Source organism: Streptomyces asoensis (assembly GCF_016860545.1).
GTDB classification, from domain to species: domain Bacteria; phylum Actinomycetota; class Actinomycetes; order Streptomycetales; family Streptomycetaceae; genus Streptomyces; species Streptomyces asoensis.
On the sequence record NZ_BNEB01000005.1, the window covers coordinates 1,212,031 to 1,227,998 of the forward strand.

Annotated in this window: 14 protein-coding genes; all 14 read right to left on the bottom strand. The window is 71.4% G+C overall.

The window, feature by feature from the left end:
* Positions 1–49 precede the first annotated feature (49 nt).
* Positions 50–1,435 carry an aspartate aminotransferase family protein gene (locus Saso_RS28405; protein WP_189924025.1) on the bottom strand — a complete coding sequence of 462 codons (1,386 nt, stop codon included), beginning with the start codon at positions 1,433–1,435 and terminating at the stop codon, positions 50–52.
* Positions 1,432–3,354, bottom strand: coding sequence for a 1-deoxy-D-xylulose-5-phosphate synthase (gene dxs / locus Saso_RS28410; RefSeq protein ID WP_189924023.1), 1,923 nt, complete (start codon positions 3,352–3,354; stop codon positions 1,432–1,434). Before dxs ends, Saso_RS28405 begins: the two co-directional genes overlap by 4 nt.
* 30 nt (positions 3,355–3,384) lie before the next feature.
* Positions 3,385–4,560, bottom strand: a complete 1,176-nt coding sequence (gene ispG, locus Saso_RS28415; RefSeq protein ID WP_203833564.1) for a flavodoxin-dependent (E)-4-hydroxy-3-methylbut-2-enyl-diphosphate synthase — start codon at positions 4,558–4,560, stop codon at positions 3,385–3,387.
* A gap of 4 nt (positions 4,561–4,564) precedes the next feature.
* The gene (gene hpnH / locus Saso_RS28420; RefSeq protein ID WP_189928046.1) at positions 4,565–5,587 is read right to left on the bottom strand and encodes an adenosyl-hopene transferase HpnH; all 1,023 of its coding nucleotides are present in this window, start codon (positions 5,585–5,587) and stop codon (positions 4,565–4,567) included.
* Positions 5,588–5,592: 5 nt separating this feature from the next.
* Positions 5,593–6,234: a phosphorylase family protein gene (locus tag Saso_RS28425; RefSeq protein WP_189928047.1), complete on the bottom strand. Its 642-nt coding sequence runs from the start codon at positions 6,232–6,234 to the stop codon at positions 5,593–5,595.
* On the bottom strand, positions 6,234–8,255 hold the full coding sequence (gene shc / locus Saso_RS28430) for a squalene--hopene cyclase (RefSeq protein WP_189928048.1): 2,022 nt from the start codon (positions 8,253–8,255) through the stop codon (positions 6,234–6,236). Before shc ends, Saso_RS28425 begins: the two co-directional genes overlap by 1 nt.
* 117 nt (positions 8,256–8,372) lie before the next feature.
* The gene (locus Saso_RS28435; RefSeq protein WP_189928182.1) at positions 8,373–9,401 is read right to left on the bottom strand and encodes a polyprenyl synthetase family protein; all 1,029 of its coding nucleotides are present in this window, start codon (positions 9,399–9,401) and stop codon (positions 8,373–8,375) included.
* A gap of 110 nt (positions 9,402–9,511) precedes the next feature.
* On the bottom strand, positions 9,512–10,933 hold the full coding sequence (gene hpnE / locus Saso_RS28440; protein WP_189928049.1) for a hydroxysqualene dehydroxylase HpnE: 1,422 nt from the start codon (positions 10,931–10,933) through the stop codon (positions 9,512–9,514).
* Positions 10,930–11,082, bottom strand: a complete 153-nt coding sequence (locus Saso_RS39150) for a DUF6380 family protein (RefSeq protein WP_351008924.1) — start codon at positions 11,080–11,082, stop codon at positions 10,930–10,932. The genes hpnE and Saso_RS39150 overlap by 4 nt, the downstream gene beginning before the upstream one ends.
* Positions 11,082–12,032 carry a presqualene diphosphate synthase HpnD gene (hpnD, locus tag Saso_RS28445; protein ID WP_189928050.1) on the bottom strand — a complete coding sequence of 317 codons (951 nt, stop codon included), beginning with the start codon at positions 12,030–12,032 and terminating at the stop codon, positions 11,082–11,084. Before hpnD ends, Saso_RS39150 begins: the two co-directional genes overlap by 1 nt.
* Entirely contained in the window at positions 12,029–12,940 is a 912-nt protein-coding gene (gene hpnC, locus Saso_RS28450; RefSeq protein WP_189928051.1) for a squalene synthase HpnC, read from the bottom strand. Before hpnC ends, hpnD begins: the two co-directional genes overlap by 4 nt.
* Before the next feature lie 358 nt (positions 12,941–13,298).
* Positions 13,299–14,087 (bottom strand): ABC transporter ATP-binding protein, encoded by a 789-nt coding sequence (locus Saso_RS28455; protein ID WP_189928052.1) that lies wholly within the window; start codon positions 14,085–14,087, stop codon positions 13,299–13,301.
* Positions 14,080–15,009: an ABC transporter permease gene (locus Saso_RS28460; protein ID WP_189928054.1), complete on the bottom strand. Its 930-nt coding sequence runs from the start codon at positions 15,007–15,009 to the stop codon at positions 14,080–14,082. Before Saso_RS28460 ends, Saso_RS28455 begins: the two co-directional genes overlap by 8 nt.
* Positions 15,010–15,109: 100 nt before the next feature.
* The gene (locus tag Saso_RS28465; RefSeq protein ID WP_234482331.1) at positions 15,110–15,955 is read right to left on the bottom strand and encodes a glycosyltransferase family 2 protein; all 846 of its coding nucleotides are present in this window, start codon (positions 15,953–15,955) and stop codon (positions 15,110–15,112) included.
* Positions 15,956–15,968 lie beyond the last annotated feature (13 nt).

Genomic DNA, 15,968 nt, shown 5'->3' on the forward strand with positions numbered 1-15,968 from the left:
GGGCGGTGTGTCCCGGCGGCGGGCGGGGTCCGGTGCCCTGTCGTGGCGCCTAGCGGTGGGCGACGGCCTGTTTCACCAGCGTCTTGCCGAAGTCCCACATCAGACCGCCGCCGCCGTGCGCGTCGTCCATCACCGCGGTGAAGGCGTCGACGAACCGGTCCACCTCCGGCTCCGCGATGATCAGCGGCGGGATCAGCTTGATGACCTCCAGATGGTCGCCGGAGACCTGGGTGAGGATGCGGTGCCGCTGGAGCAGCGGTACGACGACCATCTGGGCGAACAGCCCCTTGCGTGCCGCCTGGAGCATGCTCCAGCGGCTGCGCAGCTTCAGCGACCTTGGCCGGCCGAACTCGATGCCGATCATCAGACCGCGCCCGCGGACGTCGGCCAGCAGCTCGTACGTGTCGACCAGTGCCGCGAGCCGGGACCTCAGCAGGTCACCGGTGGCCCGGGCGTTGGCCACGATCTGCTCGTTCTCCAGCACGGACAGCACCGCGAGCCCCGCCGCCATGGCCTGCGCGTTGGACCCGAAGCTCGCCGAGTGCACCAGCACCCGGTCCATCGACGAGAACACCTTCTTGAAGATCCAGTCCTTGCCGAGCGTGGCGCCGACCGGTACGTAGCCGCCGGAGAGCGCCTTTGCCACGCAGACCAGGTCCGGTTCGACGCCCTCCTCGTGCTGGTAGGCGTAGAAGTCACCGGTGCGGCCGAGCCCCGTCTGCACCTCGTCGGCGATCAGCAGCGCCTTGTGCCGGTGCAGCAGTTCCTGTGCGGCCCGCAGATAGCCGGGCGGCGACTCGTGCACCCCCTTGCCCTGGATCGGTTCGACGATCAGCGCGGCGACGTCGCCCTTCGCCAGCTCGGCGGCCAGCGCGTCGAGGTCGCCGAGCGGGACCGCCGTGTCGGCCAGCAAGGGCGCGAACCCGTCGCGGAACCCCGACTCCCCGTTCACCGACAGCGAGCCCGTGGTGAGGCCGTGGAAGGCGTGGTCGCAGTACAGGACCCTCGGCCGGCCGGTGGCGCAGCGGGCGAACTTCAGCGCCGTCTCCACCGCCTCGGTACCGCTGTTGCCGAAGAACACCCGGTCGAGGTGCGGGCTGTGGGCGAGCAGCCGCTCGGCCAGCAGTCCGGGCAGCGGCTGGCAGTCGAAGCGGGTCAGGTCGGCGAGCCCGGCGTCGAGGACGTCGTGCAGCGCCTTGCGGACGACGGGGTGGTGGCGGCCCAGCCCCATCACCCCGAACCCGGCGAGCATGTCCAGGTAGTCGTTGCCGTCCGCGTCCCAGAAGTACGCGCCCTCACCGCGCTCGTAGACCTTGTCGAAGCCGATCGTGTGCAGCATGCGCGGCAGCTGGTGGTTGAGGTACCGGCCGTGCAGCTCGTACCGCTCGGCTCCGCGCTCGGCCAGGAGGGCGCCGAGGTCGAACTCCGTGCTCATTCCGCTCTCTCCTTGACTTCTCCGGCCGGCCCGGCGGCCGCGGACCCGGGCTCCCCGAGGGCGAGGCTCGCGCTGATCCGGCCCGCCACCTCGACGGGTGTGAGACCGATGTCGGCGAGCACCTCGCCGCGTCTGGCGTGTGCGAGGAACTGCTCCGGGATCCCGAACCGCCGCACGGGTACGTCGACTTCGGCGTCGCCCAGGGCCAGCGCCACCGCGGATCCGACGCCGGCGGCCCGGCTGTTGTCCTCGACGACGGCGACCAGCCGGTGTTCCGCGGCGAGACCGGGCAGCGCCGGGTCCACGGGTTTCACCCAGCGGGGGTCGACGACCGTACAGGCGACGCCCCTCGCCGCGAGCAGCTCGGCGGCCTGGAGGCAGACGGGCGCCATGACGCCGACGGCCACCAGCAGCACCTGCGCCCGGTCGTCGCGGCGCAGTACGTCCATGCCGCCCACCCGGCCCACGGCCGGCACCTCGGGGCCGACCGACTCCTTGGGGAAGCGGACCAGCGTCGGCGCGTCGTCCACCGCGACCGCCTCGCGCAGCTGCGCGCGCAGCTGTCCGGCGTCGCGCGGCGCGGCGATGCGCAGACCCGGCACGACCTGGAGCACGGACATGTCCCACATCCCGTTGTGGGACGCCCCGTCGACGCCGGTGACCCCGGCGCGGTCCAGCACGAAGGTGACTCCGCAGCGGTGCAGGGCCACGTCCATCAGCAGCTGGTCGAAGGCCCGGTTGAGGAACGTGGCGTAGACGGCGACGACGGGGTGCAGGCCGCCGGTCGCCAGGCCGGCCGCGCTCACGGCCGCGTGCTGCTCGGCTATGCCGACGTCCCACACACGGTCCGGGAACCGTGCGGCGAACTTGCCGAGGCCCACGGGGTGCAGCATCGCCGCGGTGATCGCCACGACGTCGTCGCGCTCCTCGCCGATCGCCGCGATCTCGTCCCCGAAGACGGACGTCCAGGACGGCCCGCCGGCGGGGGTCAGCGGCTCGCAGGTGAGCGGGTCCATCGCACCGACGGTGTGGAAGTGGTCCTCCTCGTGTGCCAGCGCCGGCTCGTAGCCCCGGCCCTTCTCGGTCAGGCAGTGCACCAGCACCGGGCCGTGGAAGCGCTTGGCCCGGCGCAGCGCGGACTCGACGGCCTTGAGGTCGTGTCCGTCGATCGGGCCGACGTACTTCAGACCGAGGTCCTCGAACATGCCCTGCGGTGCGAACGCGTCCTTGAAGCCCTTCTTGGCGCCGTGCAGCGACTCGTACACCGTGGATCCGACGACCGGGGTGCGCAGCAGGACGTCCTTCCCCCAGGCCAGCACCTTCTCGTAGCCGTCGGTCGTGCGCAGGGTCGCCAGGTGGTTGGCGAGTCCGCCGATGGTCGGCGCGTAGGAGCGCTCGTTGTCGTTGACGACGATGATCAGCGGCCGGTCCTTGGCCGCCGCGATGTTGTTCAGCGCCTCCCAGGCCATGCCGCCGGTGAGCGCGCCGTCGCCGATGACGGCGACCACGTGGCCCTTCTCGCCCCGCACCTGGCGGGCCTTGGCGAGACCGTCGGCCCAGCCGAGGGCGGTGGACGCGTGGCTGTTCTCGATGACGTCGTGCTCGGACTCCTCGCGGGAGGGGTAGCCGGACAGTCCGCCCTTGCCGCGCAGCTTCGAGAAGTCCTGACGGCCGGTCAGGAGCTTGTGGACATAGCTCTGGTGGCCGGTGTCCCACAGGATGCGGTCGGCCGGCGACTCGAAGACCCGGTGCAGCGCGACGGTCAGTTCGACGACGCCCAGGTTGGGTCCCAGGTGTCCGCCGGTCCTGGCGACCGCGTGCACCAGGAACTCCCTGATCTCTTCGGCCAGTTCACCGAGTTCCGCCTCGGACAGCGCCTTCAGGTCGCGTGGTTGCCGGATGTTCTCCAGGATCGTCACGTCGGGCCCCCTCTCGGTCCGTGCCTTGCCTCAACTCACCGTCACTGCCGGTTTCCCCGTGACGCCGGGGGCGCCCGCGGCGGCCCCCTCCCCCTCCATCCGTTCGGCCAGTTTCATGGCTTCCTCGATGAGGGTCTCGACGATCTTCGACTCGGGAACGGTCTTGATGACCTCGCCCTTCACGAAGATCTGCCCCTTGCCGTTGCCGGAAGCCACACCCAGGTCCGCCTCACGCGCCTCACCCGGCCCGTTGACGACACAGCCCATCACCGCGACCCGCAACGGGACCTCCATCCCCGTCAGACCCGCCGTGACCTCCTCGGCCAGCTTGTACACATCCACCTGCGCCCGCCCGCACGACGGACACGACACGATCTCCAGACCCCGCTGCCTCAGATTCAACGACTCCAGGATCTGGTTGCCGACCTTGACCTCCTCCACCGGAGGAGCCGACAGCGAGACCCGGATCGTGTCACCGATCCCCTGCGAGAGCAGCGCACCGAACGCCACCGCCGACTTGATCGTCCCCTGGAACGCAGGCCCCGCCTCCGTCACCCCCAGGTGCAGCGGATAATCGCTCTGCGCCGCCAGTTGACGGTACGCCTCGATCATGATCACCGGATCGTTGTGCTTCACCGAGATCTTGATGTCACGGAAACCGTGCTCCTCGAACAGCGACGCCTCCCACAGCGCGCTCTCCACCAGAGCCTCCGGAGTCGCCCTGCCGTACTTCTGGAGAAGGCGCCGGTCCAGCGAACCGGCGTTCACCCCGATCCGGATCGGCGTGCCGTGCTCCCTCGCCGCCTGCGCGATCTCCTTGACCTTGTCGTCGAACTGCTTGATGTTGCCCGGGTTCACCCGCACCGCGGCACACCCCGCCTCGATCGCCGCGAACACGTACTTCGGCTGGAAGTGGATGTCCGCGATCACCGGGATCTGCGACTTACGGGCGATCGTCGCCAACGCGTCCGCGTCGTCCTGCGTCGGACACGCCACCCGCACGATCTGGCAGCCCGACGCCGTCAGCTCAGCGATCTGCTGCAACGTGGCACCGATGTCCGACGTACGCGTCGTCGTCATCGACTGCACCGACACCGGGGCATCCCCACCGACCGCGACGGACCCCACCTGGATCCGCCGCGACACGCGGCGCGCCGCCACCGGCCGGACCGGCATCCCGGGCAGGCCCAGGGCGACGGCGCTCACGCGGTCACTCCCGGTTCCCGTTGACGGTCTCGCGCATGGCGCGCAGGGACTCCTTCAGGGAACCCATGGTGGCGAGGACGGCGGTCGGCTCGTAGCCGCAGTGCGCCATGCAGTTGGCGCAGCGCGGGTCCTTGCCCCGGCCGTACTTGTCCCAGTCCGTCTCCTCGATCAGCTCGCGGTACGTGGGCACGTACCCGTCGCTCATCAGGTAGCAGGGCCGCTGCCAGCCGAAGAGCGAGTAGTTGGGGATGGCCCACGCGGTGCACGGGAAGTCGACCTTGCCCTCGAGGAAGTCGAGGAACAGCGGCGAGTGGTTGAGCCGCCAGCGGCGCCGGTTGCCGCCCGCGAAGGCCTTCTTGAACAGTTCCCGGGTCTGCTCCACACCGAGGAAGTGCTCCTGGTCGGGGGCCTTCTCGTAGGCGTAGGCGGGCGAGATCATCATCTCGTCGACCTTGAGGTCGTCGTTGAGGAAGTTGAGCACCTCGATGATGGTCTGCGGGGTGTCGGTGTTGAAGAACGTCGAGTTGGTGGTCACCCGGAAGCCGCGCCGCTTGGCCTCCTTGATGGCCGCCACGGCCTCGTCGAACACGCCCTCCTTGGCCACCGACTCGTCGTGCCGCTCCCGCAGCCCGTCGATGTGCACGGCGAAGGCGAAGTACGGGGAGGGGGTGAACTTGTCCATCTTCTTGCGCAGCAGCATGGCGTTGGTGCAGAGGAAGACGTACTTTCTCTTCGCCACCAACTGCCGCACGATCTCGTCCATCTGAGGATGCATCAGGGGCTCGCCGCCCGCGATGGACACCATCGGCGCACCGGACTCCAGCACCGCGCCGACGGCCTGGGCGACCGGCATGCGCTGCTTGAGCACTCCGGCCGGATGCTGGATCTTGCCGCAGCCCTCGCACTTGAGGTTGCAGGCGAAGAGGGGCTCCAGCTCCACGATGAGCGGGAACTTGTCCCGCTTGCGGAGCTTCTGTTCAGCCAGGTATGTAGCGACCTTGATGGACTGACGCAACGGCATGGCCATGCGGCTCACCTCCGGGGGAGCAGAACATTACGGTGCCATTCGAAAAAAGCAGGCAGGACCGAGCGGAGAACGCGGAAAGCCGATATTCCACCGCGTACCGTGCCGATCCGGACGAGTTCATGTTCAGGAGCGTCCACGACCACCCGGACGGCCGCAACCGGGCGTACTCCCCCGCGCACGGCGCTCAGGAGCGTGGCCGCCGACTCCATGTCGACGGCGATCGCGCCGGTCGCCAGCAGGTCGGCCCGCTCGTGACCGCGTACGACGTGGTCGGAGCCGGTGAGCGGGCCGGTGTGGACGGTGCGCCCGGGCAGGGTGCGCGCGAGTTCCTTGACGAGCAGTTCGGTGCCGACGCAGGGGACGGCGCCGCGCGGGTCGCGGGTCTCCTCGGCGACGACCAGGTCGCCGGGGTGCATGCCCGGGGCGAGCCCCGCGCAGAATCCGGTGGCCAGCACGGCCGCCCCCGCGAACACCGGGTCGGCCAGGATCCGGGTGACGGAACGCTCCGCAGCCCTCGGGCCCATGCCCGTCCGCAGGACGGTGACGGGACCGTCGGCTCCGCCGCGGTCGCCCATGCGCAGGGCGAGGTGCTCGATGCCGAGGGCGCAGGCGATCAGCAGCGGGTCCGGGACGGGCTGCGTGCTCATCAGCTCCCCTCTGCCTCGGTGTGGGCCGCGTGCGGGGCGGACTGCTGGCCGAACGGTTCTCCGTGGACGTACCGGCCGAGGGCGGTCAGCGGGAAGACCTGCCGGTAGAGGTGGTAGTTGATCGAGAAGTCCCACGGGAAGCCGGTGCCGGTGAAGTACGGCTCGTCCCAGGAGCCGTCCTCCCGCTGGGTCCGCGCCAGCCAGGCCACACCGCGCGCGACGGCCTCGGAGTCCTTCTCGCCGGCCGCCAGGAGCGCCATCAGCGCCCACGCGGTCTGTGAGGCGGTCGAGGCGCCCCGGGCGCTCCAGCGGGCGGCGTCCCGGTAGGAGCGCAGGTCCTCGCCCCAGCCGCCGTCCTCGTTCTGCACCCGCTCCAGCCAGCCGACCGCCCGCCTGATCGCGGGGTGCCGGACGGACAGGCCGGCCGCGGTGAGGGCGGGCACCACCGACCCCGTGCCGTAGACGTAGTTGACGCCCCAGCGCCCGAACCACGAGCCGTCCGGCTCCTGTTCGGTCAGCAGCCACTCGATGCCGCGCCGGGTGCGCGGGTCGTGCGAGAGCCCCTCGATCGCCAGCATCTCCACGACGTGGGCGGTGACATCGGCCGACGGCGGGTCGATGACCTCGCCGAAGTCGCAGAACGGCAACCGGTTGGGGAACGGGCTGGTGTTGTCGACGTCGAAGGCTCCCCAGGCCCCGTTCCTCGACTGCATCCCGAGGTTCCAGCGCACGCCGCGCGCGACGGCCCGGTCCATGCGTTCCTGGTCGTGGTGCTTGACCCGGCGCAGGGCGAGGACGACCTCCGCGGTGTCGTCGATGTCGGGGTAGTTGTCGTTGTGGAACTCGAAGGCCCATCCTCCCGGCGGGAGTTGGGGCCGGCGCACCGACCAGTCGCCGGGCCGGACGATCTGCTCCCCGAGCATCCAGTCGGCGGCCTTGACCAGTTGCGGGTGGTCGGCGGGAAGTCCGGCGTCGGCGAGCGCGATGGTCGCCAGACAGGTGTCCCACACCGGCGACTGGCAGGCCTCGACCATCCGCGCGCCGTCCTCGCGCCACACGGTGTAGCGGTCCAGCGACTCCAGTCCGGCGCGCATCACGGGGTGGGCGAGGTCGTAGCCGAGCAGGTGAAGGGCGATCAGCGAGTACACGGCGGGCGGCTGGATCCCGCCCCAGCAGCCGTCGTTCTCCTGTCGCTCGATGATCCAGCGGGCGGCGGAGTTCAGGGCCGCCCGGCGCAGCCGGCGCACCGCGACCGACCGGTAGCCGCGCACCACCTTGTCGAGCCGCTGGAAGAGCCCGTCCCAACTGTTGACAGGTGCCAGGGGTTTGGGGGGATTGGGCCGGGCGGGGTCGGTGTGCAGTTCGTCCAGCGGGAACGGCGCCGGACGCACCGGGCGCTTCGCCGACACGACGGTGAGGGGCACGATCGTCTGCCGCGCCCAGCAGCCGAACTGGTAAATGCTCAGGGGAAACCATTTAGGGAAGAACAACAGCTCAGGGGGGAGTTCGGGGAGGTCCTCCCACTTCCACCAGCCGAACAGGGCCAGCCAGATCCGGGTGAAGACCCGGGCGGACGCGATACCGCCCTGCTCGCGGACCCACGCGGAGGCCCGGAGCATGTGGGGCGCCCCGGGCTCGTCGCCGGCGAGTCGCAGCGCGACATAGGCCTCGACGGTCGCGGACAGGTCGGGCGGGCCGCCGTGGAAGGTGGCCCAGGTGCCGTCCTCGCGTTGCTCGCCGCGGACGAAGAGGGCGGCGGCCCGGGTGGTGGCCTCGTCGCGGATACCGAGGAACTGACGGAGCAGCAGGTCCTCGGCGTCCATCGTGACGTTGGTCTCGAGGTCGCCCTTCCACCACCCCTCGGCGTCCTGCCCGGCGAGCAGGAAGTCGGTGGCGCGTTGCATCGCGTGCGCGGCGGCTTCTTGTACCCCGGCCGCCACGGGGATGGTGATGTCGGTTTCGCTGGCCGCGGCAGCGCGGGGCGGGAGAGCCCCGGTGCTTCCGTCGGTCGTCGCTGTCATGGCTTCCCCTTCGTGCAGTGTGCATGGCGTTGCGTCTGCTGTGGGTCCGCCGTCGGCCGGTGCCGTCTCCTCGCACACCGGCCGGCGACTACGCGAGGGCTATTCGACCGATAGGGATCATCTCTTCCGTACGACGACGAAGTCGGCGAGCGCCGTGAACCGGTCCCGCACCTGCTCGGGCATGTCCACGGCGTTCAGGGCCTCCAGGGCGACCGTGTGCTGACGGCGTGCCTCCTCGGCGGTCCAGTCACGGCCGCCCGCCTCCTCGATGAGCGCGGCGCGTGCGGCGAACTCGCCTTCCGAGAAGCTGTCGAACTCGCTGCTCTTGGCGTCGGCGGCGAGGATCTCCCCGAGCCGCTCGGAGGCGGATCCGCCCGCCGCGAGCGCGGCCACCACCGGCAGGGACTTCTTGCGCTGGCGCAGGTCGCTCCAGGTCTGCTTGCCGGTGGCCTCGGGATCGCCCCAGATGCCGAGGAGGTCGTCGACGGCCTGGAAGGCCAGGCCGAGGTGGTAGCCGTACTTCTCCAGGGCGTCGGCGGTGCGGGCGTCCGCGCCGCCGAGCACGGCGCCGATGGAGCTGGCGCAGGCGAGCAGGGCGCCGGTCTTGTTGCCCTCCATCTCCAGGCACTCCTCGACGCTGACCCGGTCGCGGTGCTCGTAGGAGATGTCCTGGGCCTGGCCGTCGATGAGGGCCCGGGTGGCGACGGTCATCCGGTGGGTGGCCCGGGCCGCCTCGACCGTGCCGAGTTCGAGGAGGATCTCGCCGGCGAGGGCGAACAGGGCGTCGCCGACCAGGATGGCCTGGGCGGGACCGTGCACCTTCCAGACGGTGTCGCGGTGCCTGCGCTGCTCGTCGCCGTCCATCAGGTCGTCGTGCAGGAGCGAGAAGTTGTGGACCAGTTCGACCGCGACCGCGCCGGGGACGCCGACCTCGGGGGCGGCCCCGGTGACCTCGGCGGACAGCACCGCGAGGGCGGGACGCACGGCCTTGCCGCCGTCGCCGTCGGTCGGGTTGCCCTGGGCGTCGATCCAGCCGAAGTGGTAGGCGGCGACCGTGTCCATGGGCGGTGCCAGACGGTCGACGGCCGCCCGCAGCACCGGTGTGGCCAGGGTGCGGCCGCGCTCCAGGAGCGCGGTCACATCCACCGCGGTCCGCCGAGCGGCCGGCGTGGCCGGGGGCACAGTGGGCACTGTTTCTCCTCTTGTTGCGGTGCCGGAGAGGGTGCGGGGGTGTGCCGAGCCGTGCTGATCGAGCATCAGGCCGCCTCCTCGAACGCGAAGAGGTGGCGGGGGCGGGGCCGGCCCAGCGTGCCGAGCGCGGCGTCCGCCGCGCCGACACCGCTGCGGACCGCACTCTCCATGGTCGCGGGCCACCCTGTGGCGGTCCACGCTCCGGCCAGGTACAGGCCGGGGGCTCTGGTGCGGGCGCCGGGCCGAAGCCGCCCGACGCCGGGCCCGGGGGCGAACGTCGCCGTACGCTCCCGGGTCACGAAGAAGTCCCTCACCTCGGCGCCGCGCGTACGGGGCAGCAGCCTCTCCAGTTCGGGCAGGTAGCGCCGGCGCAGGGCGGCGACGGGTTCGTCGATCTCGTCCTGCGCGGCGGACTGGGACAGGGCGAGGTACTGGCCCTCGCGCAGCCCGGAGGCGGCGGTGCGGTCGAAGACCCACTGCACGGGCGTGCCGAGCGCGGCGAAGAAGGGCTTGTCGAGCACCTTGCGGTCGTAGACGACGTGCACGTTGAGGATGGGCGCGGTGCCGATGTCCAGCAGCCGCCCGGCGTCGTCCAGCGCCCCGTCGGGGAGCAGGTCGTAGGCCTCGCGCTGCGGTACGGCGAGGACGACCGCGTCCGCGTGGAGCGTCTCGCCGGGGACCTGGACGCTCCAGGTCCCCCGGCCGTCGCGGGAGAGCGAGGTGACGCGGGTGCGGACCTCGGTCCGCACGCCAGCGGAGTCGAGGGCCTTGCGGGCGAGCCCGTCGTGCAGGTCGCCCAGCGGGACGTGCGCCCAGCCGATGTCGGCGGCGCCCGGGTCGGACAGCAGACCGGTCTTGAACACCATGGCGGCGAGCGCCAGGGAGGAGTCGCCCGCGACCGCGTTCAGGGTGGCGACCCCGACCAGGTCCCAGAGGGCCTCGACGGCGCGCGGCGACTGGCCGTGCGCGGTCAGCCAGCTGCCGAAGTCCTGGGTGTCGAGTGCCGGATCGGTGAGGTCCAGCCCCTTGAGCGCGAGGGCGGCCCGGCCGACGGCGGCGCGTTCGGCGAGGGACAGGTGCGGATACGTCGCGAGGCTGCGCCCGAGGTGCAGGGGGACGGGCAGCGCGTCGCGCCGCAGTCGGCCGAGCCGCCGCCCGGCAGGTCTGGCCAGGTCGACGACGGGCACGTCGAGACGGTCCTGGAGCGGTGCCAGCGCGCTGCCCTCGATGCGGTCGAGGAACCAGCGGTACGCGGTGCAGCAGCGCAGGTAGACGTGCTGTCCGTTGTCCACGGTGAGGTCGCCGCGCCGGAAGGAGAAGGCGAGGCCGCCGAGCCGGGGCCGGCCTTCGAGCAGGGTGACGCGCACTCCCGCGTCGGCGAGGGCGAGCGCGGCGGTCACCCCGGCGAGTCCGCCGCCCACGACGACGGCGCCGCGCGCCGGGGGCCCGGACGCGCCGGCGGCGTCCGCGTGCTGCTCGTCGCTCATCCTGCGCCCTCCCGTGCGGACCGTCCGTGGTGGTCGAACTCTGCACCGCCGGTCGTCGCAGTCAGGGACGCCGCGCCGGACCGGAGGGTTGCGTGCCGTTTTCCGCCGGTGCGGTCGCCCCGGCCCTCGGTGTCCGGCGCCGTGTCCATCAGGGGTTCCTCCTGACGGTGCGGCGGGACACGTGCCGGGTGTCGAGGCCCGACAGCCCGCGCACGGCCACGTACGCCTTCTCGCGTCCGGGGAGCGAGACCCGGCCGCGCAGGACGGCCTCGGGGTCGCGCTCGATGCGGTCCAGGAGGCGCCGGTAGATGCCGGCCATCGCGGCGACGCAGGCGCCGCTGCGGCGGTCGAGCATGGGCAGCAGCCGGTAGCCCTCGGCGAAGAGGGCCCGGGCCCGGCGCACCTCGAAGTGGACCAGGCCCACGAAGTCGGACCCCTCCGGCGGCTTCGGGCCGTCGAACCCGGCCGAGCAGCCGAACTTCGCGAGGTCGTCGGCGGGCAGATAGGTACGGCCGCCCTCGGCGTCCTCGCGGACGTCCCTGAGGATGTTGGTGAGCTGGAGCGCGAGCCCGAGCGTGTCGGCGTACTCCGGCGCGCGCTCGGCGCCGCGCGCCCCGGGCGCGGTGCCGAAGACGCCGAGCGAGAGCCGACCGATGGCGCCCGCCACGCAGCGGCAGTACACCTTCAGGTCGTCCCAGGTCTCGTACGTCTCGCCGCGTACGTCCATCAGGACGCCGTCGATCAGCTCGTCCAGGCCGCGCAGCGGCACGGGGAAGGTGCGGGCGGTGTGCGCGAGGGCGACCGCGACGGGGTCGGTGTCGTCCTCCTCGACCTCGCCGGCGCGGACGCGGGCGAGCAGCGCCCTGGTGTCCTCGAGCCGGGCGGTCTTGACCTCGTGGTCCAGGGCGCCGTCGCCGATGTCGTCGACGCGGCGCGAGAAGGCGTACAGCGCGGACATCGCGCGGCGCTTGGACGTGGGCAGCAGGCGGATGCCGTACGCGAAGTTACGGGCCTGCTGGCCGGTGACGGTCTCGCAGTAGCCGTAGGCGGCGAGTACCGGCGCGGACACGTGCGGTGACGGCTCCACGGCCCGGATCACCCCTTTCCTCGCAGGGTCACGCCCACCTCGCGCAGCAGCTGGAACCTGCCGGGCTTGGGCGGGCCGGGAAGTACGTCGTGTCCGGCGGCGGTGATCGCCGTGATCGCCGCCCTTCCCCCCGCCACGAATCCCGCGAGCAGCAGCCTCAGCCTGCCGTGAACGCTACCCACCAGGGGGGCGCCTTCATTCAGGAGGTCGCCGGCGCGTTGCGCCTCGTACGCGACCAGGGCGCGTACCGACGCGCCCGCGGTCTTCGCGGCCAGGTCCGCTTCCCGGACGTGGAAACGTTTCATGTCCTCTGCGGGCAGGTAGACACGGTCGCGGCCGAGGTCCTCGGCCACGTCCTGAAGGTGTTCGACGATCTGGAGTGCGGTGCAGATCGCGTCGGAGCGGCGGATCCGCTCGGGGGTGGCGGCGCCGGTGACGGCGAGGACCAGGCGGCCCACCGGGTTGGCGGACAGCTCGCAGTAGGCGAGCAGGTCGTCATAGGTCTCGTAGCGCTTGACGAGCTGGTCCTGCCGGTTGGCCGCGATCAGGCCGAGGAAGGGCCCGGGGGTGAGCGCGCGGGCGCGCACTGTGGGCTGGAGGCGGCGCAGCAGGGGATGGCGCGGCGGGCCGTCGGACCCGTCGAAGACCCGCCGCAGATCGGCCTCGAAGGCGTCCAGCATCAGGAGGCGGTCGTGCGCGTCGGCGGCCGGCACACCGAGCAGCCGGGCGTCGGCGCCGCCGGGGGCGAGGTCGCCGTCGCCGATGTCGTCGACGAGCCGGGCGAAGCCGTACACCGCCATCAGGTCGGCGCGCCAGGCCTTGGGCAGGAAGAAGGGGGCTACGGGGAAGTTCTCGTCCGCGGCCTTGTCGAGCGTGCCGCGCTCCGGATCGCCGACGCGTGGCACGGCGGGTGCCGTCATCGTCGTCCGCCCGGGGCGGGGACGGCACGGCCTGCGTCGAGCTGGGGAGTTTCCGTAGCCATCGCCGTCACATCTCCCGTTCTACACTGCCGACCTAATACACACTATTTCGGACACGCCGCCCGGACGCTCGCGCGGGTCCCGGCGGTGGGCGCTGAGCGTTATCACCCCACTTGACGCGTTTCGGGGGCCGGTCCAGCTTACGTTGTACAACGCTGCACGGTTCGCGGGGGTGTCCGGGACATCACAACAACACACCGATTGGCGTCAAGATTCCTGGGCCTCACCGGAGTTGACGTTTCCTTTGCAGACGCAGGGCCCCGCCGGACAGTTCCGGCGGGGCCCTGGCCGAATCGCCCTACTTGCCCGAGAACTTCTCGTACTCCCGCATGACCTCTTCGGTCGGGCCGTCCAGCCGCAGTTCGCCCCTCTCCAGCCACAGCACGCGGTCGCAGGTGTCCCTGATCGACTTGTTGCTGTGGCTCACCAGGAACACCGTGCCGGCGTGCTCGCGCAGCTGCCGGATGCGTTCCTCGGAGCGCCCCCGGAACTTGGCGTCGCCGGTGGCGAGGGCCTCGTCGATCATCAGGACGTCATGGTCCTTGGCGGCGGCGATGGAGAACCGCAGCCGGGCCTGCATGCCGGAGGAGTAGGTGCGCATCGGCAGGGTGATGAAGTCGCCCTTCTCGTTGATGCCCGAGAAGTCGACGATCTCCTGGAAGCGCTGCTTGATCTGCTCGCGGGACATCCCCATGGCGAGCCCGCCCAGGGTGACGTTGCGCTCGCCGGTGAGGTCGTTCATCAGGGCCGCGTTGACGCCCAGCAGCGAGGGCTGGCCGTCGGTGTAGACCCGGCCGCTCTCCGGCGGCAGCAGCCCGGCGATGGCGCGCAGCAGCGTGGACTTGCCCGAGCCGTTGGAGCCGATCAGGCCGATGGCCTCGCCGCGGTGGGCGACGAAGGAGACACCGCGCACGGCGTGCACCTTGCGCACCCCGCGGGCCGAGTCGGCGGAACCGCGCTTGACGATACGGCTCAGCGCGGCGGTGGCACTGCCCTTGCCGGACTTGGCGCCGTTGACGCGGTAGACGATGTGGACCTCGTCGGCGATGACCGTGGGGACCCGCTGTCCCGGGAGCGGCTCAACCACGGCCGTACCTCTCCTCCGCCTGCCAGAAGTACACGAATCCGCCGAGCGCCACGACCACGGCCCAGCCGCCCGCGACCGCCCAGACGTGCGCCGGCAGGTTCTCGGCGGCGTACTCCTCGATGAGCGCGAAGCGCATCAGGTCCATGTAGATGGCGGCCGGGTTCCACTGGAGGATGTTGGCCACCCACTGCGGCTTGTCCGCGAGGAAGACGGGGATCGAGAACATCACGCCGGACGCGTACATCCAGGTCCGCATGACGAACGGCATCAGCTGCGCCAGGTCCGGGGTCTTCGCGCCGGCCCGGGCGAAGATCAGCGCCAGACCGGAGTTGAAGCAGAACTGGAGGGCCAGCACCGGGACGATCAGCGCCCAGGAGGCGTCCGGGTAGCTGCCGAAACCGATCACCACCAGGAACAGCACCAGCATCGAGTACAGCAGCTGCTGGAGTTGCTGGAGGGCGAACGAGATGGGCAGCGAGGCACGCGGGAAGTGCAGGGCGCGCACCAGGCCGAGGTTGCCGGAGATCGCCCGCACCCCGGTCATCACCGAGCTCTGGGTGAAGGTGAACACGAAGACGCCCGTGACGAGGAAGGGGATGTACACCTCCTTCGACATCCCCCGGCCGGCGTTCAGCAGCAGGCCGAAGATCATGAAGTACACGGCCGCGTTCAGCAGCGGGGTGGCCACCTGCCACAGCTGGCCGAGCCTGGCCTGGCTGTACTGGGAGGCCAGCTTGGCCCGGGAGAACGCCATGATGAAGTGCCGGCGCCCCCAGAGCTGGCGGACGTACTCCCGCAGCGGAGGCCGGGCGCCGCTCACGGCCAGCCCGTACCTGGCGGCCAGCTGCGCCGCCGTGAGGCCCTCGTCGGGCGACGGAGACGCCGTCACCACGACTCCGACGTCATGCGTTGTCTCACTCACAAGTAGGAACTTTCGTCTTCGGGATGCGCAGCCTTGACGAGGCCGGCACGAGCCGGGGGGCCCGCCGGAAAGGCCCGGGGTGCCCTCAGGAACGAGCTTGTCAGATCACCGGAGGCCGGCCCAGTCGGGTCAGCCGCCACACCGTACGCCACTTCATGGGCCTGCGAGGCCCGCACGGAGCGCTCCAGCCCTCCCGGAAACCCCCGAACCACGCCTTCAGCGCGGACCCGGAGGGGCGGCGCGCCAGCGTGAGCAGCAGCCAGACGCCGAGATAGACCGGGACCAGCGGGGCGGGGAGGTTGCGACGGGCCAGCCAGACCCGGTTGCGGGCGACCATCCGGTGGTACACCGCGTGCCGCGAGGGCGCGGTGGTCGGGTGGTACAGCACCATGTCGGACCGGTAGTCGATCATCCAGCCCGCGTCCAGGGCCCGCCACGCCAGGTCGGTCTCCTCGTGGGCGTAGAAGAACTCGTCGGGGAGTCCGCCCACCTCGGCGAAGACCTTCGTCCGTACGGCGTTGGCGCCCCCGAGGAAGGTGGTGACCCGGGAGGAGCGCATCGGGTCGGAGGCCCGCAGCCGGGGCACGTGACGGCGCTGGGTGACACCGGTCTGCGGGTCCGCGATCCGGAAGCTGACGATGCCGAGCCGGGGGTCGGCGCCGAAGGCCTCGCGGCACAGCTCGGCCGTGTCCTTGCGGGCCAGGAGGCCGTCGTCGTCCAGGAAGAGCAGGATGTCGACGTCGCGGCCGCTGGGCCCGAAGGCCTCGATGCCGACGTTGCGGCCGCCGGGGATGCCGAGGTTCTCGGGCAGCTCGATCGTCCTGACGCCCTCGGGGACGTCCGGGACGGGCGAGCCGTTGCCGACGACGACCGCCTCGACCCGGTCGCCGTCCTGCCCGGCTATCGAGTCGAGCAGGGCCCTGAGCTCCTCGGGACGGTTGCCCATCGTGATCACGACC

What these genes read in the sequence shown, in the direction of transcription:
- Saso_RS28405 (WP_189924025.1), bottom strand. Translation starts at nt 1,435, where the DNA reads ATGAGCACGGAGTTCGACCTCGGCGCCCTCCTGGCCGAGCGCGGAGCC.
- hpnH (WP_189928046.1), bottom strand. Translation starts at nt 5,587, where the DNA reads ATGGCCATGCCGTTGCGTCAGTCCATCAAGGTCGCTACATACCTGGCT.
- Saso_RS28425 (WP_189928047.1), bottom strand. Translation starts at nt 6,234, where the DNA reads ATGAGCACGCAGCCCGTCCCGGACCCGCTGCTGATCGCCTGCGCCCTC.
- shc (WP_189928048.1), bottom strand. Translation starts at nt 8,255, where the DNA reads ATGACAGCGACGACCGACGGAAGCACCGGGGCTCTCCCGCCCCGCGCT.
- hpnE (WP_189928049.1), bottom strand. Translation starts at nt 10,933, where the DNA reads ATGAGCGACGAGCAGCACGCGGACGCCGCCGGCGCGTCCGGGCCCCCG.
- Saso_RS39150 (WP_351008924.1), bottom strand. Translation starts at nt 11,082, where the DNA reads ATGGACACGGCGCCGGACACCGAGGGCCGGGGCGACCGCACCGGCGGA.
- hpnC (WP_189928051.1), bottom strand. Translation starts at nt 12,940, where the DNA reads ATGACGGCACCCGCCGTGCCACGCGTCGGCGATCCGGAGCGCGGCACG.
- Saso_RS28465 (WP_234482331.1), bottom strand. Translation starts at nt 15,955, where the DNA reads ATGGGCAACCGTCCCGAGGAGCTCAGGGCCCTGCTCGACTCGATAGCC.